The sequence below is a fragment of the Enterobacter sp. C6 genome (assembly GCF_008122455.1).
GTDB lineage: Bacteria > Pseudomonadota > Gammaproteobacteria > Enterobacterales > Enterobacteriaceae > Enterobacter > Enterobacter pseudoroggenkampii.
The window spans coordinates 1-19,913 of record NZ_QPFW01000172.1 but is presented as its reverse complement, the minus strand read 5'-3'; the positions used below and the strand labels follow the sequence as shown (position 1 = coordinate 19,913).

Below are 19,913 nucleotides of genomic sequence, written 5' to 3'. Positions count from 1 at the left end.
GCAGCAGCTCGGTGACGGTACGCTCCAGCGCCACGCCGAAGTCCGGGTGCGCGCCGAAGGAGGCGAAGCAGGTGCCGTTGGTTGGGTTAAACAGCACGACGCAGATAACCGGGTACTTACCGCCCAGAGAGCCGTCATAGGCAAAGATTGGGAAACCTTCTGCTTCCAGTTTGGCGATGGATTCCACCACGCCCGGGTAGCGCGCCAGCACCTCTGCCGGAATTTCAGGCAGGCTGATAGATTCAGCGATGATGCGGTTTTTGATGTGGCGTTCAAAGACTTCAGACAGACCCTGAACGCGCGCTTCATTGCGGGTATTACCGGCGGACATACCGTTGGACACATACAGGTTGCCGACGATGTTCATCGGGATATAAACGGTCTGCTCGTCAGACTGACGGGTAAACGGCAGGGCGCAGATACCGCGATCCTCGTTACCGGACTGCAGATCGATCAGCATGCTGGCGGTCAGTTCGTTGTCCGGATCGTAGAAGGCACGCAGGCGCGCGTCGAGAATACCTTTCGGCAGTTCGTCATCTTCGGTCAGCGGGAACCATTTTTCATTTGGATAGTGAACGAACGGGCCGTTAGCGATGGTCTCGCCCAGCCAGAAGTCAGCGAAGAAATAGTTGGTGGACAGACGCTCAAAATACTCACCCAGCGCGGAGGCCAGTGCCGCTTTTTTTGTCGCGCCTTTACCGTTGGTAAAGCACAGGGCACACTCTTTGTCGCGAATATGCACTGACCAGACATGAGGCACCGGATTGAGCCAGGAGGCTTCTTCGATGTTAAAACCCAGGTCGGTCAGTTTCTGCTGGAAGCGAGCGATGGAATCTTCCAGGGCGGCGTCTTTGCCGGGGATAAACGTTTGAGTCATGGCGGTCACTTTTATCGTACGTAAAGCGCGCAATGATACGGGTTTTGCGTGACGGGTGCTATCTTCGGCGAAAATAAATGGCTGGACTATGCTTAGTGGCAGTAACTGACTGTTAAGGCATAGAAAAATGAAAGCATTTGATCTCCAGCGGATGGCGTTTGATAAAGTTCCTCCTGAATTTCTGGGCGAAGTGGCGCTGCGTAGCCTGTATACCTTCGTACTTGTCTTCCTGTTTCTTAAAATCACCGGCCGTCGCGGCGTAAGGCAGATGTCGCTCTTTGAGGTGTTGATTATTCTGACGCTGGGTTCAGCGGCGGGGGACGTCGCCTTCTATGATGATGTGCCGATGGTGCCGGTGTTTATCGTTTTTGTCTCACTGGCGCTACTTTACCGTCTTGTCATGTGGCTGATGTCGAAAAGTGAAAAGCTGGAAGATCTGCTTGAAGGGAAGCCGGTCGTTATCGTCGAGGACGGACAGCTGGCCTGGGAAAATGTACAAAGCGCCAATATGACCGAGTTTGAGTTCTTTATGGAGCTACGCCTGAATAGCGTTGAACAGCTCGGGCAGGTGCGTCTGGCGATCATGGAAACTAACGGGCAGATCAGCGTCTATTACTATTCTGACGACGAGGTGAAGCCGGGGCTGTGTATCCTGCCGGATATGCTCATTGAGCGTTTCAGAACGGTGCCTGAATCAGGCGAGTATGCTTGCGTAAGATGTAGCCATGTTGTGGCGATGCAGCCGGGGGATCGTCAATTATGCCCTCGCTGTGCAAATCCGGAATGGACGAAGGTTAGCCGGGCCAAACGCATCACCTGACAGCCATTTTGTCGGTTTTGTCTTAACGAGGCGGCAGATTGTTTTGTGTGACGCGGGGCACATTTCACGGGTCATAAGTTTTAGACATTGCGGCGCGTGTCACTGAATGATAAAACCGATATCCACAGTTATAACTTATGGCTTTTAGCGTGGTGAGGGGAAATGGCTCAAGTCTTTAATTTCAGTTCAGGTCCGGCAATGTTACCGGCAGACGTGCTTAAACAGGCTCAACAGGAACTTTGTGACTGGAACGGTCTCGGTACGTCGGTGATGGAAATCAGCCACCGGGGTAAAGAGTTTATTCAGGTGGCGGAAGAGGCAGAAAAGGATTTTCGCGATCTGCTGAATATTCCCTCGAACTACAAAGTATTGTTCTGTCACGGCGGTGGACGCGGCCAGTTTGCGGGTATTCCGCTGAATATCCTCGGTGACAAAACGACGGCTGACTACGTTGATGCGGGTTACTGGGCAGCAAGCGCCATTAAAGAAGCGCATAAATACTGCACGCCGAATGTGATCGACGCCAAAGTGACCGTTGACGGTCTGCGCGCCGTGAAGCCAATGCGCGAGTGGCAGCTTTCTGATAATGCAGCGTATCTGCACTACTGCCCGAACGAAACCATTGACGGGATTGCCATCGACGAGACGCCAGACTTCGGCAGCGATGTCGTGGTTGCCGCTGACTTCTCCTCCACCATTCTGTCTGCGCCAATTGACGTCAGCCGTTATGGCGTGATCTACGCGGGCGCACAGAAAAATATCGGCCCTGCAGGCCTGACGATTGTTATCGTGCGTGAAGACCTGCTGGGTAAAGCACATACATCCTGCCCGTCGATTCTCGATTACACCGTGCTGAACGATAACGATTCTATGTTCAACACCCCACCCACGTTTGCCTGGTATCTCTCCGGCCTGGTCTTCAAATGGCTGAAGCAAAACGGCGGCGTGGCGCAGATGGACAAGGTGAATCAGCAGAAAGCTGAACTGCTGTATGGCGTGATCGACAAGAGCGATTTCTACCGCAACGATGTAGCGAACGCTAACCGTTCCCGCATGAATGTACCGTTCCAGCTGGCGGACAGCAACCTGGACAAAGTGTTCCTGGAAGAGTCCTTCGCTGCAGGTCTGCACGCGCTCAAAGGTCACCGTGTCGTGGGCGGCATGCGTGCCTCCATCTATAACGCGATGCCGCTGGAAGGCGTTAAAGCCCTGACGGATTTCATGATCGACTTCGAACGTCGTCACGGTTAATTTGCTGTTTTTCACCCCCGCAGCGCCCCTGCGGGGTTTTTATTATGTTGAGTTGAGAGTTTAGTTTTCATGGAATCCCTGACGTTACAACCTATCGCGCGGGTAGATGGCACCATCAATCTGCCTGGTTCAAAAAGTGTCTCGAACCGCGCTCTGCTGCTGGCAGCTCTGGCAAACGGCACCACCGTCCTCACAAACCTGCTGGACAGCGATGACGTGCGCCATATGCTCAATGCGCTGAAAGCGTTGGGCGTTCATTACACTCTCTCCGACGATCGTACCCGCTGCGAAGTGACCGGCAACGGCGGCGCGCTGCGCTCGGGTGAAGAGCTTGAGCTTTTTCTGGGCAACGCGGGTACCGCTATGCGCCCGCTGGCGGCGGCCCTGTGCCTGGGAAGCAACAATATTGTGCTGACCGGCGAGCCGCGCATGAAAGAGCGCCCGATTGGTCACCTGGTGGATGCCCTGCGTCAGGGCGGCGCGCAGATTGACTATCTGGAGCAGGAAAACTATCCGCCACTGCGTCTGCGCGGCGGTTTTACCGGAGGTCACGTCGAGGTTGACGGCAGCGTCTCCAGCCAGTTCCTGACGGCACTGCTGATGACCGCGCCGCTGGCCCCGCAGGATACAGTTATCACGATTAAAGGCGAGCTGGTCTCCAAACCGTACATTGATATCACGCTGCACCTGATGAAAACTTTCGGCGTTGAGGTGGAAAACCAGTCTTATCAGCGCTTCGTGGTGCGCGGGGCACAGCAGTACCAGTCTCCGGGCAACTACCTGGTTGAAGGGGATGCGTCATCCGCGTCCTACTTCCTGGCCGCAGGTGCGATTAAAGGCGGAACGGTAAAAGTGACCGGTATTGGCCGTAACAGCGTGCAGGGCGACATCCGTTTTGCGGACGTGCTGGAAAAAATGGGCGCCATTGTCACCTGGGGCGATGACTTTATCTCCTGTACCCACGGTGAGCTGAACGCCATCGACATGGACATGAACCATATCCCGGATGCGGCGATGACCATTGCCACGGCGGCGCTGTTCGCCAAAGGCACGACCACGCTGCGTAACATCTACAACTGGCGCGTAAAAGAGACGGACCGCCTGTTCGCGATGGCGACAGAGCTGCGAAAAGTCGGTGCCGAGGTGGAAGAGGGCGAAGACTACATTCGCGTCACGCCTCCTGCAAAACTGCAGTTTGCGGAAATCGGAACCTACAACGATCACCGTATGGCGATGTGCTTCTCGCTGGTGGCGCTGTCAGATACGCCTGTCACGATCCTTGACCCGAAATGTACCGCGAAAACCTTCCCGGACTACTTCGAACAGTTGGCACGCATTAGCACGTTGGCCTGATAACGCCTTGCCGCATCACCCGATGCGGCATTTGCTTACGCTTCATTACGAACACCTCCGCTCATTTCTTCTACACTCTGCTTCAATCATTCCGTAATTTGCACGCAAAGGTAACAGTTGCGCACGTTGGCGCGTATAATGCGCGGCGTTCATGTAAACGGTATGCCTTATTTAAGGAGAAAAAGATGACGGCAATTGCCCCGGTAATCACCATTGATGGGCCGAGTGGCGCAGGGAAAGGGACTCTGTGCAAAGCGATGGCGGAAGCATTGCAATGGCATCTTTTAGATTCGGGAGCAATCTATCGCGTGCTGGCGCTGGCCGCGCTGCATCATCACGTGGATGTCGCGTCTGAAGAGGCGCTGGTTCCGCTGGCTGCGCATCTGGATGTGCGCTTCGTGTCAACCGATGGCAACCTGGAAGTCATCCTTGAAGGGGAAGACGTGAGCGGGGAAATCCGTACTCAGGAAGTGGCGAATGCGGCCTCGCAGGTCGCGGCCTTCCCGCGCGTTCGCGAGGCGCTGTTGCGTCGTCAGCGCGCGTTTCGTGAAGCCCCGGGTCTGATCGCGGACGGACGTGATATGGGAACCGTGGTCTTCCCTGATGCACCTGTGAAAATTTTCCTTGACGCCTCTTCGGAAGAACGTGCGCAACGCCGCATGCTTCAGTTGCAGGAAAAGGGGTTTAGTGTTAACTTTGATCGCCTTTTATCCGAGATAAAAGAGCGCGATGACCGCGATCGTAACCGCGCCGTCGCCCCACTTGTTCCAGCAGAAGATGCATTAGTTCTGGATTCAACCAGTTTAACTATTGAGCAAGTGATTGAAAAAGCGCTACAATATGCGCGCCAAAAACTGGCACTCGCGTAATCGCGACCGATTTAGCAGTACCCCCGCTGCAAGGGATTGACGGCGGGTATGTGAAACAACCCCATCCGGCACGGAGCCAGGTGGACGTTAATATTAACCTGAAGATTAAACATGACTGAATCTTTTGCTCAACTGTTTGAAGAATCCTTAAAAGAAATCGAAACCCGCCCGGGTTCCATCGTTCGCGGTGTTGTTGTTGCTATCGACAAAGACGTAGTACTGGTTGACGCCGGTCTGAAATCTGAGTCCGCCATTCCGGCAGAGCAGTTCAAAAACGCCCAGGGCGAGCTGGAAATCCAGGTTGGCGACGAAGTTGACGTTGCTCTGGACGCAGTAGAAGACGGCTTCGGTGAAACCCTGCTTTCTCGTGAGAAAGCGAAACGTCACGAAGCATGGATCACGCTGGAAAAAGCTTACGAAGAAGCTGAAACTGTGGTCGGTGTTATCAACGGCAAAGTTAAAGGTGGCTTCACTGTTGAGCTGAATGGTATTCGTGCGTTCCTGCCAGGTTCTCTGGTAGACGTTCGTCCAGTTCGTGACACTCTGCACCTGGAAGGCAAAGAGCTTGAGTTCAAAGTAATCAAGCTGGACCAGAAGCGTAACAACGTTGTTGTTTCCCGTCGTGCCGTTATCGAATCCGAAAACAGCGCAGAACGCGATCAGCTGCTGGAAAACCTGCAGGAAGGCATGGAAGTCAAAGGTATCGTTAAGAACCTCACTGACTACGGCGCATTCGTTGACCTGGGCGGCGTTGATGGCCTGCTGCACATCACCGACATGGCGTGGAAACGCGTTAAGCACCCAAGCGAAATCGTGAACGTGGGCGACGAAATCACTGTTAAAGTGCTGAAGTTCGACCGCGAGCGTACTCGTGTATCCCTCGGCCTGAAACAGCTGGGCGAAGATCCATGGGTAGCTATCGCTAAGCGTTACCCAGAAGGTACTAAACTGACTGGTCGCGTAACCAACCTGACTGACTACGGCTGCTTCGTTGAAATCGAAGAAGGCGTTGAAGGTCTGGTGCACGTTTCCGAAATGGACTGGACCAACAAAAACATCCACCCATCCAAAGTTGTTAACGTTGGTGATGTAGTGGAAGTGATGGTTCTGGATATCGACGAAGAACGTCGTCGTATCTCCCTGGGCCTGAAGCAGTGCAAAAACAACCCATGGCAGCAGTTCGCGGAAACCCACAACAAGGGCGACCGTGTTGAAGGTAAAATCAAGTCTATCACTGACTTCGGTATCTTCATCGGCCTGGACGGCGGCATCGATGGCCTGGTTCACCTGTCTGACATCTCCTGGAACGTTGCAGGCGAAGAAGCAGTTCGTGAATACAAAAAAGGCGACGAAATCGCTGCAGTTGTTCTGCAGGTTGACGCAGAGCGTGAGCGTATCTCCCTGGGCGTTAAACAGCTCGCAGAAGATCCGTTCAACAACTGGGTTGCACTGAACAAGAAAGGCGCAATCGTAAACGGTAAAGTAACTGCAGTTGACGCTAAAGGCGCAACCGTAGAACTGGCTGACGGCGTTGAAGGTTACCTGCGCGCTTCTGAAGCTTCACGTGACCGCGTTGAAGATGCCACTCTGGTTCTGAACGTAGGCGACGACGTTGAAGCTAAGTTCACCGGTGTTGACCGTAAGAACCGTGCAATCAGCCTGTCTGTTCGTGCTAAAGACGAAGCTGATGAGAAAGATGCAATCGCAACTGTTAACAAACAGGAAGATGCAAACTTCTCTAACAACGCAATGGCTGAAGCTTTCAAAGCAGCTAAAGGCGAGTAATATCAGGTTCTCAGCATCAGTTGCGCTGTAACGCATTTACAGCGCGAAGGATGAGGAGCAAACTTGACAGATTGCAGGATTCGTCCTGTAATCAATAACAAAGGGCGGCTACGGCCGCCCTTGTTTAATGAGCTGTTCAGCTAATTGGTTTGAAAGGAACCGGAGGAATCATGACCAAGTCAGAATTGATTGAAAGACTTGCCAGTCAGCAACCGCATATCCCTGCCAAGGCAGTGGAAGATGCCGTAAAAGAGATGCTGGAGCATATGGCCTCCACTCTTGCCCAGGGCGAGCGCATTGAAATCCGCGGTTTCGGTAGTTTTTCTCTGCACTATCGTGCTCCACGTACCGGGCGTAACCCGAAAACTGGCGATAAAGTCGAGCTGGAAGGTAAGTACGTTCCACACTTTAAGCCGGGTAAAGAACTGCGCGATCGCGCCAATATTTACGGCAACTGAGTTTAGCCAGCCGGTTAAACTGGGTTCGAAAGAAAGCACCTGCGGGTGCTTTTTTTGTCTCTGTCGCTTTCATTCTGAAGGTGCCCCGCATTTTTCGTTTCGTTTTCTGCAACCCGTTAAATACCTTGCTGCGCTTGCTGTAAATCGCATCCTTCACACCTGACGACCCGCTCAACCTGCTTGCATACTGCCACCCTGAAACAGGGAGGTAGCAATGGGAATTCCCGCGCTTAGCGTCTGCGCCATTCTGGCGATAGTTCCGTTACTCTGGTTACCTGAACTGCCATCACCTTACACCGTGTGGGTCATGGTGGCTGGCGGGATAGTGCTTGCTGCATGGCAAAACCATCGAGTGAAGTATGCTGGTATTACGCTGTTATTTTGTGCGTGGGGCATTCTGGCCGCACAGGAGAGCGTCTGGCCGATGCAGCATTTAACAACAGGGGCTGTGCAGGCTGAGGTAGAGCTCACCGCGACCGACGGCGCCACTCTGCATCAGGGAAACATTCGCAGCGTCGATGGCAAGCGCTGGTGGGCCTCCACCGGCGTAACGCTGTATGGCAATTATCTGCCCCAGAAATCGTGCGCCGGTCAGCGCTGGACCATGACGCTCAGGCTCAGGCCTGCCCATGGCGAACTGAACGACGGCGGATATGATTCTCAGCGCAGCGCTTTTGCCCAACATCAAACCCTAAGCGGGCGCTTCACCCGCGCTGAACTCGTCGATGGCCGCTGCAGCCTGCGAGCGCAATACCTGATGTCACTGCAGAACCGACTTTCGGCTTACCGCTGGGGGGCGGTTATCCTCGGACTGGGAATGGGGGAACGTCTGGATGTTCCCCGGGAAATAAAAGACCTGATGCGTGAAACCGGCACGCTGCATTTGATGGCGATTTCGGGTCTGCATATCGCGCTGGCGGCATCCCTCGTCTGGTTACTCGCACGTGGGCTCCAGTTTTTATTACCCAGCCACCGGGTCCACTGGCAGATGCCTCTCCTGGCCGGGTTGTGCTTTGCCGCTTTCTACGCCTGGCTTACCGGTCTGCAACCTCCTGCGCTACGAACGGCCATCGCGCTTGCTGTGCTTGCCATATTGCGGATCGCGGCCCGTCAATGGTCTCCCTGGCAGGTATGGGTGTGCTGTATCGCGGCGATCCTCATAAGCGATCCCCTGGCCGTACTTTCGCAGAGTCTGGCCCTGTCCGCATTTGCCGTCGCCGCGCTGATTTTCTGGTTCCAGTGGCTGCCTCTTCCTGACTGGCACCGGGCACGACGTATACGGCCGCTACTAAACCTGATCCATCTGCAGGTCGGCATGCTGATGCTGCTCATGCCGTTACAGGTCCTGATTTTTCATGGCTTAAGTATCTCCTCCCTGGTCGCGAATCTCTTTGCCGTTCCCCTGGTGACGTTTGTCTCCGTGCCACTGATCCTGCTCGGTATGCTGCTTCATCTGCTGCCGCTGGCGGCACTGGAAAGCGTCGTCTGGTTCGCAGCAGATAAGTCACTAGCGGGGTTGTTCTGGCTCCTCATGCGCCTGCCTGACGGCTGGCAGAATGTCGACCAACGCTGGCAATACATGACATTACTGCCGTGGTTGAGCATCATTGCCTGGCGTTTTCGCGCATGGAAAACCCTTCCTGCCGTTTGTCTTGCAGGAAGCGTCTTACTGGCATTTCCTCTCTGGCGAACGGCAAAAAGCGAGAGCTGGACGCTGCATATGCTGGACGTGGGGCAGGGGCTGGCCATGGTCATTGAACGACAGGGAAAAGCCATTCTTTATGATACCGGACTCGCCTGGCCGGGCGGGGATAGCGCGCAGCGGTTAATTATTCCCTGGCTGCGCTGGCATCACCTGCGGCCTGAAGGCGTAATTCTCAGTCATGAACACCTCGACCATGCGGGAGGCCTCGCATCGTTGCAAAAAACGTGGCCTGACGTGTGGGTAAGAAGCCCCTTGCGCCAGGCGGGACATCGCCCCTGTTTTCGCGGGCAGAGATGGCAATGGCAGGGACTTACCTTCAGCGTCCACTGGCCCCCTGAAAATTACCCGGCTCAGGGAAACAACCGTTCCTGCGTGGTAAAGGTGGGCGACGGCAAGCAGAGCGTGCTGCTAACAGGGGATATTGAAGCACAAGCGGAACAGGCTATGCTTAGCCATTACTGGCGTTATCTGACGTCCACGCTAATCCAGGTGCCTCATCATGGCAGCAACACTTCGTCTTCATTGCCGCTGGTCCAGCGGGTAGAAGGTCAGATCGCCCTGGATTCAGCGGCACGCTATAACGCATGGCGATTCCCGTCGACAAAAGTTGTCCGACGTTATCGAAAAGAGGGGTATATCTGGCATGATACTCCTCATTCTGGACAAATATCGGTGACATTCTCGCAACATCACTGGCAAATCCGGCGCTTGCGAGAACAATATTTACCCGTTTGGTATCATCAGTGGTTTGGCGCGCCCGTCGATAACGGGTAGAATATGCGGCTATTTCAACGAATGCTGGTTTTTTGAATGCATAACGACAAAGATCTCTCCACGTGGCAAACCTTCCGCCGACTCTGGCCGATGATTGCGCCCTTTAAAACAGGCCTGATCGTGGCGGGAGTAGCGTTAATCCTCAACGCAGCCAGCGATACTTTTATGCTATCGCTTCTCAAACCGTTACTGGACGACGGTTTTGGTAAAACGGATCGCTCAGTGTTGCTATGGATGCCTCTGGTGGTTATCGGACTGATGATCTTGCGCGGCATCACCAGCTATATCTCCAGCTACTGTATTTCCTGGGTATCCGGGAAAGTGGTGATGACCATGCGCCGTCGCCTGTTCAGTCACATGATGGGGATGCCGGTCTCATTCTTTGATAAGCAGTCTACCGGGACGCTGCTGTCCCGTATTACCTACGACTCAGAGCAGGTTGCCTCCTCGTCATCAAGCGCACTGATCACCGTCGTGCGTGAGGGCGCGTCGATCATTGGCCTGTTCGCAATGATGTTCTATTACAGCTGGCAGCTGTCAATCATCCTTATCGTGCTGGCGCCGGTGGTTTCTATTGCCATCCGTGTCGTTTCAAAGCGCTTCCGCAATATCAGTAAGAATATGCAGAATACGATGGGACAGGTAACGACCAGCGCGGAACAGATGCTGAAAGGACACAAAGAAGTCCTGATTTTTGGCGGTCAGGAAGTCGAAACCCACCGCTTTGACAAAGTCAGCAATAAAATGCGTCTGCAGGGGATGAAAATGGTCTCGGCCTCTTCCATCTCAGATCCGATTATTCAGCTGATTGCCTCCCTGGCACTGGCATTCGTCCTGTATGCAGCAAGCTTCCCGAGCGTCATGGAGACGCTGACGGCGGGTACCATCACAGTGGTCTTCTCCTCTATGATTGCCCTGATGCGTCCGCTGAAATCACTGACGAACGTCAACGCCCAGTTCCAGCGCGGGATGGCCGCCTGCCAGACGTTGTTCAGCATTCTGGATTCCGAGCAGGAAAAAGACGAAGGTACACGCGAAATTGAGCGCGCCCGTGGCGATGTCGAATTCCGCAACGTTACCTTCGCCTACCCTGGTCGTGAAACGCCGGCGCTGCGTAATATCAATCTGTCCATTCCGGCGGGTAAAACTGTGGCGCTGGTGGGGCGTTCCGGCTCGGGTAAATCGACCATTGCCAGCCTGATCACCCGTTTCTACGATATTAACGAAGGTGAGATCCTGTTAGACGGTCATGACCTGCGGGAATATACCCTGCAGTCGCTGCGTAATCAGGTGGCGCTGGTTTCCCAGAACGTGCACCTGTTCAACGATACCGTGGCTAACAACATTGCCTATGCGCGCACGGATGAGTACAGCCGCGAGCAGATTGAGAACGCCGCGCGGATGGCCTACGCAATGGACTTTATCAACAAGATGGATAACGGTCTGGATACGATAATCGGTGAGAATGGGGTACTGCTCTCCGGTGGTCAGCGTCAGCGTATCGCCATTGCGCGTGCGCTGCTGCGTGACAGCCCGATTCTGATTCTGGACGAAGCGACTTCGGCGCTGGATACGGAATCTGAACGCGCTATTCAGTCGGCACTGGATGAACTGCAAAAGAACCGTACCTCGCTGGTGATTGCGCACCGCCTGTCGACTATCGAGCAGGCTGACGAAATCGTCGTGGTTGAGGACGGCATCATTGTTGAACGCGGAAGCCATGCTGATTTGCTGGAACACCGCGGCGTTTACGCCCAGCTTCATAAGATGCAGTTTGGCGAATGATTGCACGCATCTGGTCCGGTGAATCCCCGCTGTGGCTGCTGCTTTTGCCGCTCTCCTGGCTATACGGCCTGGTGAGCGGCACAATCCGTCTGCTTTACCGTCTGGGGCTGAAGCGTGCCTGGCGCGCGCCGGTTCCGGTTGTGGTTGTCGGTAATCTTACGGCGGGTGGCAACGGTAAAACGCCGGTGGTGATCTGGCTGGTGGAGCAATTGCAAAAACGCGGCATCCGCCCGGGGGTGGTATCGCGCGGATATGGTGGTAAAGCGGCGCGTTATCCGCTGCTGCTGACGGCGGAAACCACGACCGCCGAAGCGGGTGATGAACCGGTATTGATTTTCCAGCGTACCGGCGCACCGGTTGCGGTCTCCCCGGTGCGCAGCGACGCCGTTCAGGCACTGCTTGCCGAACACGCGGTGCAAATCATTATCACTGACGATGGCCTGCAGCATTACGCCCTGGCGCGTGATAAAGAGATTGTGGTCATCGACGGCGTTCGCCGTTTTGGTAACGGCTGGTGGTTACCTGCAGGGCCCATGCGCGAACGCGCTTCGCGTCTTAAGTCCGTTGATGCGGTGATCGTGAACGGGGGGGAGGCGAAAACGGGTGAAATCCCGATGTACCTTCAGCCGGGTCTGGCGATCAACCTGGTGACGGGGGAACGTCGGTCGGTTGCGGAGCTGCCTTCACTGGTGGCGATGGCGGGGATTGGCCATCCGCCACGCTTCTTCGCGACGCTGGAACAGTGTGGTGCCCGGCTGGAAAAACGCGTTCCGCTGGCCGACCATCAGGCGCTGGTGGAAGGGCAGGTAGACGCCCTGACCGTACCCGGACAGGCGCTGATCATGACCGAAAAAGATGCGGTGAAATGCCGTACCTTTGCGAAAGATAACTGGTGGTATCTGCCGGTTGACGCTGAACTCAGCGGCGAGCAGCCGGAACAATTGCTCAAGGAACTGATTGCGTTGGTGCAGTAAAGGCTTACGCGGTTCTGGTGGCGCTTTGACTGACAGGAAAACGCATGTCTTTACCGCAACTCTCGCTTTCAGCTGCACGTCATTTACACCTTGCCGCGCAGGGGCTGCTCAAAAAGCCCCGCCGCCGCGCGCAGCCTGCCGATATTCTCTCGACCGTTCAGCGCATGTCGCTACTTCAAATCGACACCATTAACATTGTGGCCCGCAGCCCTTACCTTGTCCTGTTTAGCCGCCTGGGGAGTTATCCTTCTCAGTGGCTGGATGAGGCGCTCAGCAAGGGGGAATTAATGGAGTACTGGGCGCACGAAGCCTGCTTTCTGCCCCGCAGCGATTTTGCCCTGGTTCGCCACCGTATGCTTGCCCCTGAAAAGATGGGCTGGAAATACCGACAGGCGTGGATGCTGGAACATGCGGCCGAAATTGAGCAGCTTATCGCGCATATTCAGGAAAACGGTCCCGTACGCTCCGCCGATTTTGAACACCCGCGCAAGGGTACAAGCGGCTGGTGGGAGTGGAAGCCGCACAAACGTCATCTCGAAGGGCTGTTTACCTCTGGCAAAGTCATGGTGATTGAACGGCGTAATTTTCAGCGCGTCTACGACCTGACGCATCGCGTGATGCCGCACTGGGACGACGAGCGCGACCTGCTTACCCAGGAGGCGGCCGAGGCCATTATGCTGGAGAATAGCGCCCGTAGCCTGGGGATTTTTCGCGCGCAGTGGCTGGCAGATTATTATCGCCTGCGTCAGCCCGCGCTAAAACCGCTGCTGGACATGTGGCAACGCGAACAGCGCGTCATCCCCGTCACCGTGGAAACGCTGGGCGAAATGTGGCTGCATGCGGATCTCCTCCCGTTATTGCCTCAGGCTCTGGAGGGGAAACTTCAGGCAACCCACAGCGCGGTATTGTCGCCTTTCGACCCGGTTGTCTGGGACAGAAAACGCGCCGAGCAGCTCTTTGATTTCAGCTACCGGCTGGAATGTTATACCCCGGCCCCAAAGCGCCAGTATGGTTACTTTGTTTTACCGCTGCTGCATAAGGGACAGCTGGTCGGGCGCATGGACGCCAAAATGCACCGCAAGACCGGCACGCTTGAAATCATTGCGCTTTATCTGCAAGAGGGCGTCAGGGTGACGGCGAGCCTGGAAAAAGGGTTAACGTCCGCCATTAGCGAATTCGCGCGCTGGCAGGGTGCCGACGACGTGACGCTGGGCCGGGTACCCGACGGACTGTTTACATCCTGTCGAAGTGGCTGGGAAACAGGCACGCCCTGAAAAGGGAATGTGTTAAGCTTTAGCGATTACCCATACGGAGGAACTATGGATCACCGTTTACTTGAAATTATTGCCTGCCCGGTATGCAACGGCAAACTCTACTACAGCCAGGACAAACAGGAGCTGATTTGCAAGCTGGACAGCCTGGCTTTCCCGCTGCGTGACGGCATTCCGGTACTGCTGGAAAATGAAGCGCGTTCCCTGGTGGCAGAAGAGAGCAAACCATGAGTTTTGTTGTCATTATTCCTGCGCGCTACGCGTCTACGCGTCTGCCGGGTAAACCGCTGGTAGATATCAACGGCAAGCCAATGATTGTGCATGTCCTTGAGCGTGCAAGGGAATCCGGTGCCGACCGTGTGATTGTTGCTACCGATCATCCCGACGTCGCCCGTGCGGTTGAGGCGGCAGGCGGTGAGGTATGCATGACCCGCGCCGATCACCAGTCCGGGACCGAACGTCTGGCGGAAGTGGTTGAGAAATGCGGTTTCAGTGATGATACGGTCATCGTTAACGTGCAGGGTGACGAGCCGATGATCCCGGCGGTGATTATCCGTCAGGTGGCAGAAAACCTGGCGCAGCGTCAGGTCGGTATGGCGACGCTCGCGGTGCCTGTTCACCATGCAGAAGAGGCTTTCAACCCGAATGCGGTGAAGGTGGTCATGGATGCCGAAGGCTATGCGCTCTATTTCTCCCGCGCCACGATCCCGTGGGATCGCGATCGCTTTGCGCTCTCTAAAGAGACCATCGGTGATACCTTCCTGCGTCATATTGGGATCTACGGCTATCGGGCCGGTTTTATTCGTCGATATGTGACCTGGGCGCCGAGTCCGCTGGAGCATATCGAAATGCTGGAGCAGCTTCGCGTGCTCTGGTATGGCGAAAAAATTCACGTTGCCGTTGCCAGCGAAGTGCCTGGTACGGGCGTTGACACGCCGGAAGATCTTGAGCGCGTTCGCGCCGAGCTGCGCTAATACCGCCTGCATCCCTCCTGACGGGGGGATGTTCCTCTCCCCGTTAATTTCCCTTTCTTTTCCCTAATTGATCTCTTCCGGGTGACATCTTCCTTCAGGACGCTCATTATAAAAGCAGTAGTCTTGATGGGGGTAATCTCATATGGAACAGCTGCGTGCCGAACTTAGCCATCTGCTGGGTGAGAAATTAAGCCGTGTCGAATGCGTGAGTGAAAAGGTCGATACCGCGCTTTGGTCGTTGTATGACAGTCAGGGCAACCCAATGCCGCTGATGGCCAGAAGTTTCACCTCACCGGGTGTGGCCAGGCAGCTTGCCTGGAAAATGTCGATGCTGGCGCGGGAGGGAACCGTCCGTATGCCGACGGTGTACGGCGTGATGACCCATGAGGAACATCCCGGCCCGGACGTGCTGCTGATTGAGCGCTTGCGCGGCGTGCCCGTTGAAGCGCCCGCGCGCACGCCGGAGCGCTGGGAGCAGTTAAAAGATCAGATTGTCGAGGCGCTGCTCGCCTGGCACCGTCAGGATAGCCGCGGACTTGTCGGTCCGGTCGACAGCACTCAGGAAAACCTGTGGCCGCTGTGGTATCGCCAGCGGGTTGAGGTTCTGTGGGGGACGCTTAACCAGTTCAACAATACCGGTTTGACCATGCAGGATAAGCGAATTCTGTTTCGTACCCGCGAGTGCTTACCGGCGCTGTTCGACGGTTTTAATGACAACTGCGTGCTGATCCACGGTAATTTCACCCTGCGCAGCATGCTCAAAGACTCCCGCAGCGATCAGCTTCTGGCGATGCTGGGGCCGGGGATCATGCTCTGGGCTCCGCGCGAATACGAGCTGTTCAGGCTCAGCGACAGCGGGGCGGCGGAAGGTTTACTGTGGCATTACCTTCAACGCGCGCCCGTTGCAGAAGCGTTTCTCTGGCGGCGCTGGCTTTATCTGCTCTGGGACGAAGTTGCGCAGCTGGTCAATACCGGACGTTTTAATCGCGCAAACTTCGATCTGGCAACAAAATCACTCCTGCCCTGGCTCGCCTGACGATCCTTTCAGCCACTGCCAGAGGCGTCCGAGCGTCTCATAACCGACGCGATCGCTATGCATCAGCCACGCCGGGGACGGTATCGCCCGTTCCCACGGGTTGAGCGGCGCGTCGATAGCCATCTGGTTTGCCGGTGCGGGAAGCGGGTGCAGGCCTTGCTTCTCAAAGAAAATCATCGCGCGTGGCAGGTGCGAGGCGGAGGTCACCAGCAAGAACGGGACATCGCCAATCGCCTGCTTCACTGCGGCAGCCTCTTCTTCGGTATCTTTTGGGCTGTCCAGGGTGATAATGGAGGAACGCGGTACGCCGAGCGATTCCGCGACTCTGGCGCCCGCTTCAGCCGTACTCACCGGGTTCGTTTTGGCCGCCGCGCCGGTGAAGATCATTTTTGATCCCGGATTCGCCAGCCACAGGCGAATGCCTTCGTTTAGCCGTGGCAGGCTGTTGTTGATCAGGTTTGAACTGGGGGCCCAGTCAGGATCCCAGGTATATCCGCCTCCCAGTACCACGATGTACGCCACTCTCTGATTTCCCTGCCATGTCGGGTACTTGTTTTCGATGGGGCGTAACAAACCATCCGCGACCGGTTGCAGGCTCAACAGCAGCAGGATAAACCAGCCGAGCGTGATAAGCGTTTTGCCACTCTTCTGAAAGCGACTGAACCACACCAGCGCCAGCCCCAGCGCGATGATGATGAGCAGCAGCGGAAGGGGAAGCATCATCCCTCCAATGTATTTCTTAAGGGTAAAAAGCATCCTTTTTGGTTCCTTTTTTGACCATATAGCAGGTGATTACCGGTGATATTACACCAGAGAGGTTCATTCTCCGCGCGGGTGTGACAAAATAGCGGTTTTGCAGTTAGCGAGTGGAACTCTCCCAATGCGGGATCGCAATTTTGATGACATCGCGGAAAAGTTTTCGCGCAACATTTATGGCACCACGAAAGGGCAGCTCCGTCAGACGATCCTCTGGCAGGATCTGGACACCATTCTGGCCACCTTTGGCGGTCAAACGTTGCGCGTGCTGGACGCCGGTGGCGGTGAAGGGCAGACGGCGATAAAAATGGCCGAGCGCGGCCATCACGTCACGCTTTGCGATCTTTCTGCTGAAATGGTCGCCCGCGCGACACGTGCGGCAGAAGAGAAAGGTGTGAGCGACAACATGCATTTTATACAATGCGCCGCTCAGGACATCGCGCAGCATTTGGAAACCCAGGTTGATCTGATATTGTTTCATGCGGTGCTGGAGTGGGTTGCCGATCCGCAAAGCGTGTTACAAACCCTGTGGTCGATGTTGCGCCCGGGCGGCACGCTGTCGCTGATGTTCTACAATGCTAACGGCTTCCTGATGCACAACATGGTTGCGGGAAACTTCGACTATGTTCAGGTCGGGATGCCCAAAAAGAAAAAGCGCACGCTTTCCCCGGACTATCCGCGCGATCCACAGCAGGTTTATGGCTGGCTGGAAGCGATTGGCTGGCAGATTGTCGGGAAGACGGGCGTCAGGGTGTTTCATGATTATCTGCGTGAAAAACACAAACAGCGTGACTGTTTTGACACCTTAACAGAATTGGAAACGCGGTATTGCCGTCAGGAGCCTTTTGTCAGCCTTGGCCGCTATATTCACGTCACCGCGCACAAGCCGCAGATGCAAGGATAACCTATGAGTGAATTTTCCCAGACAGTCCCCGAACTGGTTGCCTGGGCCAGGAAAAACGATTTCTCCATCTCGCTGCCGGTAGACAGACTCTCTTTCCTGCTGGCGGTCGCCACGCTGAACGGCGAGCGGCTGGATGGTGAAATGAGCGAGGGTGAACTGGTGGATGCGTTCCGCCATGTCAGTGATGCGTTTGAGCAAACCAGCGAAACCATTAGCGTGCGTGCCAACAACGCGATCAACGATATGGTGCGTCAACGTCTGCTGAACCGCTTTACCAGCGAGCAGGCGGAAGGAAACGCCATCTATCGCCTGACGCCACTGGGCATCGGCATCACCGATTATTATATCCGCCAGCGTGAATTTTCCACGCTGCGTCTTTCCATGCAGCTGTCGATCGTGGCGGGTGAGCTTAAGCGCGCCGCCGATGCGGCAGATGACGACGGTGACGAATTCCACTGGCACCGTAACGTCTACGCGCCGCTGAAATATTCGGTGGCCGAAATCTTCGACAGTATCGATCTCACCCAGCGCCTGATGGACGAACAGCAGCAGCAGGTGAAAGACGATATCGCGCAGTTGCTGAATAAAGACTGGCGAGCGGCTATCTCCAGCTGTGAACTTCTGCTGTCAGAAACCTCCGGTACGCTGCGTGAGCTGCAGGATACGCTGGAAGCCGCAGGGGATAAGCTGCAGGCGAACCTGCTGCGCATCCAGGACGCGACGCTGGCGCACGACGATCTGCATTTTATCGATCGTTTAGTGTTCGACCTGCAGAGCAAGCTGGACCGTATCATCAGCTGGGGCCAGCAGTCGATCGACCTGTGGATCGGCTACGACCGACACGTGCATAAATTTATCCGTACCGCGATTGATATGGATAAAAACCGCGTCTTTGCCCAGCGTCTGCGTCAGTCGGTGCAGACCTATTTCGATGCGCCGTGGGCGCTGACCTACGCCAATGCCGATCGTCTGCTGGATATGCGCGACGAAGAGATGGCGCTGCGCGATGAAGAGGTGACCGGTGAACTGCCACCGGATCTGGAATACGAAGAATTTAACGAAATTCGCGAGCAGCTTGCGGCGATGATCGAAGAACAGCTCGCTGTCTACAAAACCAGACAAGTGCCGCTGGATCTTGGGCTCGTGGTGCGCGACTATCTGGCGCAATATCCGCGCGCGCGCCACTTCGACGTTGCCCGCATTGTGGTAGACCAGGCGGTGCGCCTGGGCGTCGCGCAAGCAGATTTCACCGGACTGCCGCCGAAGTGGCAGCCAATTAACGATTACGGAGCCAAGGTACAGGCGCATGTCATTGACAAATATTGAACAAGTGATGCCGGTTAAGCTGGCACAGGCGCTGGCGAATCCGTTATTTCCGGCGCTGGACAGCCAGCTGCGTGCCGGTCGTCACATTGGCTTAGACGAGCTGGATAATCACGCCTTTTTGATGGACTTCCAGGAGTACCTGGAAGAGTTTTACGCACGCTACAACGTGGAGCTTATTCGCGCGCCGGAAGGGTTTTTCTACCTGCGTCCACGCTCCACGACGCTGATTCCGCGTTCCGTGCTCTCGGAGCTGGATATGATGGTCGGCAAAATTCTTTGCTACCTCTATCTCAGCCCGGAACGTCTGGCGAATGAAGGGATCTTCACCCAGCAGGAACTTTACGACGAGCTGTTGACGCTGGCAGATGAGAGCAAACTGCTCAAGCTGGTGAACAACCGCTCCACGGGGTCGGATCTTGACCGTCAGAAATTACAGGAAAAGGTTCGCTCTTCCCTGAACCGTCTGCGTCGTCTGGGGATGGTCTGGTTTATGGGCCATGACAGCAGCAAATTCCGCATCACGGAATCTGTCTTCCGCTTTGGCGCCGACGTGCGTGCGGGCGATGACGCGCGTGAAGCACAGCTTCGCATGATCCGCGACGGTGAAGCGATGCCGGTGGAAAACCATTTGCAGCTCAATGATGAGCATGAAGAGAATCTGCCGGATAGCGGGGAGGAAGAGTAATGATTGAACGCGGTAAATTTCGCTCACTGACGCTGATTAACTGGAACGGCTTCTTTGCCCGAACGTTCGATCTGGATGAGCTGGTCACGACGCTCTCCGGCGGTAACGGAGCGGGTAAATCCACCACCATGGCGGCCTTTGTCACGGCGCTGATCCCTGACCTGACGCTGCTTCACTTCCGTAACACCACCGAAGCGGGGGCCACAAGCGGTTCCCGTGATAAAGGCCTGCACGGGAAGCTGAAGGCCGGCGTCTGTTATTCGGTTCTGGACGTCATTAACTCCCGTCATCAGCGTGTGGTGGTGGGCGT

At 55.5% G+C, this 19,913-nt stretch carries 19 protein-coding genes; 17 read left to right on the top strand and 2 right to left on the bottom strand.

What is annotated here, in order from left to right; genetic code table 11:
• Positions 1–877: YcaO-like family protein (locus tag DOU50_RS05220; RefSeq protein WP_194266126.1), on the bottom strand; the 877-nt coding region annotated here is incomplete at its 3' end.
• Positions 878–1,004: 127 nt separating this feature from the next.
• On the opposite strand from DOU50_RS05220, the gene DOU50_RS05215 reads away from it, so the two are divergent.
• From DOU50_RS05215 to DOU50_RS05155, 13 genes are all read left to right on the top strand, one after another.
• Positions 1,005–1,697 carry a DUF421 domain-containing protein gene (locus DOU50_RS05215; protein ID WP_023310994.1) on the top strand — a complete coding sequence of 231 codons (693 nt, stop codon included), beginning with the start codon at positions 1,005–1,007 and terminating at the stop codon, positions 1,695–1,697.
• Between the two features lie 162 nt (positions 1,698–1,859).
• A complete protein-coding gene (serC, locus tag DOU50_RS05210) occupies positions 1,860–2,948 on the top strand; it encodes a 3-phosphoserine/phosphohydroxythreonine transaminase (protein WP_024907796.1) in 1,089 nt (362 codons plus the stop codon).
• 69 nt (positions 2,949–3,017) lie between these two features.
• Positions 3,018–4,301 (top strand): 3-phosphoshikimate 1-carboxyvinyltransferase, encoded by a 1,284-nt coding sequence (gene aroA / locus DOU50_RS05205; RefSeq protein ID WP_024907795.1) that lies wholly within the window; start codon positions 3,018–3,020, stop codon positions 4,299–4,301.
• A gap of 185 nt (positions 4,302–4,486) precedes the next feature.
• On the top strand, positions 4,487–5,170 hold the full coding sequence (gene cmk / locus DOU50_RS05200; RefSeq protein ID WP_024907794.1) for a (d)CMP kinase: 684 nt from the start codon (positions 4,487–4,489) through the stop codon (positions 5,168–5,170).
• A gap of 111 nt (positions 5,171–5,281) precedes the next feature.
• Positions 5,282–6,955, top strand: a complete 1,674-nt coding sequence (gene rpsA, locus DOU50_RS05195; protein WP_008499966.1) for a 30S ribosomal protein S1 — start codon at positions 5,282–5,284, stop codon at positions 6,953–6,955.
• A gap of 170 nt (positions 6,956–7,125) precedes the next feature.
• Entirely contained in the window at positions 7,126–7,413 is a 288-nt protein-coding gene (gene ihfB / locus DOU50_RS05190; RefSeq protein ID WP_008499965.1) for an integration host factor subunit beta, read from the top strand.
• Between the two features lie 214 nt (positions 7,414–7,627).
• Positions 7,628–9,892, top strand: coding sequence for a ComEC family protein (locus DOU50_RS05185; RefSeq protein WP_148768954.1), 2,265 nt, complete (start codon positions 7,628–7,630; stop codon positions 9,890–9,892).
• Positions 9,893–9,928: 36 nt separating this feature from the next.
• Positions 9,929–11,677, top strand: a complete 1,749-nt coding sequence (gene msbA / locus DOU50_RS05180) for a lipid A ABC transporter ATP-binding protein/permease MsbA (protein ID WP_024907792.1) — start codon at positions 9,929–9,931, stop codon at positions 11,675–11,677.
• A complete protein-coding gene (lpxK, locus tag DOU50_RS05175) occupies positions 11,674–12,651 on the top strand; it encodes a tetraacyldisaccharide 4'-kinase (protein WP_024907791.1) in 978 nt (325 codons plus the stop codon). Before msbA ends, lpxK begins: the two co-directional genes overlap by 4 nt.
• Before the next feature lie 44 nt (positions 12,652–12,695).
• Positions 12,696–13,925 (top strand): winged helix-turn-helix domain-containing protein, encoded by a 1,230-nt coding sequence (locus tag DOU50_RS05170; protein WP_090417529.1) that lies wholly within the window; start codon positions 12,696–12,698, stop codon positions 13,923–13,925.
• Between the two features lie 45 nt (positions 13,926–13,970).
• Complete coding sequence (ycaR, locus tag DOU50_RS05165) at positions 13,971–14,153, top strand: protein YcaR (RefSeq protein ID WP_006174474.1); 183 nt, start codon at positions 13,971–13,973, stop codon at positions 14,151–14,153.
• Entirely contained in the window at positions 14,150–14,896 is a 747-nt protein-coding gene (gene kdsB, locus DOU50_RS05160; protein ID WP_090417527.1) for a 3-deoxy-manno-octulosonate cytidylyltransferase, read from the top strand. Before ycaR ends, kdsB begins: the two co-directional genes overlap by 4 nt.
• A 142-nt stretch (positions 14,897–15,038) precedes the next feature.
• Positions 15,039–15,932: a YcbJ family phosphotransferase gene (locus DOU50_RS05155; RefSeq protein WP_148768953.1), complete on the top strand. Its 894-nt coding sequence runs from the start codon at positions 15,039–15,041 to the stop codon at positions 15,930–15,932.
• On the opposite strand, the gene elyC is transcribed toward DOU50_RS05155, so the two are convergent.
• Positions 15,909–16,688 carry an envelope biogenesis factor ElyC gene (gene elyC / locus DOU50_RS05150; RefSeq protein WP_061715637.1) on the bottom strand — a complete coding sequence of 260 codons (780 nt, stop codon included), beginning with the start codon at positions 16,686–16,688 and terminating at the stop codon, positions 15,909–15,911. The two genes, DOU50_RS05155 and elyC, sit on opposite strands and share 24 nt — an antisense overlap.
• Before the next feature lie 124 nt (positions 16,689–16,812).
• Between elyC and cmoM the strand changes: the two genes are divergently transcribed.
• From cmoM to DOU50_RS05130, 4 genes are all read left to right on the top strand, one after another.
• Positions 16,813–17,592 (top strand): tRNA uridine 5-oxyacetic acid(34) methyltransferase CmoM, encoded by a 780-nt coding sequence (cmoM, locus tag DOU50_RS05145; protein WP_032649174.1) that lies wholly within the window; start codon positions 16,813–16,815, stop codon positions 17,590–17,592.
• Positions 17,593–17,595: 3 nt separating this feature from the next.
• Positions 17,596–18,918: a chromosome partition protein MukF gene (mukF, locus tag DOU50_RS05140; RefSeq protein WP_148768952.1), complete on the top strand. Its 1,323-nt coding sequence runs from the start codon at positions 17,596–17,598 to the stop codon at positions 18,916–18,918.
• Entirely contained in the window at positions 18,899–19,603 is a 705-nt protein-coding gene (gene mukE / locus DOU50_RS05135; RefSeq protein WP_008499954.1) for a chromosome partition protein MukE, read from the top strand. Before mukF ends, mukE begins: the two co-directional genes overlap by 20 nt.
• Positions 19,603–19,913, top strand: a 311-nt coding sequence (locus DOU50_RS05130) for an ATP-binding protein (RefSeq protein ID WP_148768951.1), incomplete at its 3' end; no start/stop codon positions are given. The genes mukE and DOU50_RS05130, both read left to right, overlap by 1 nt.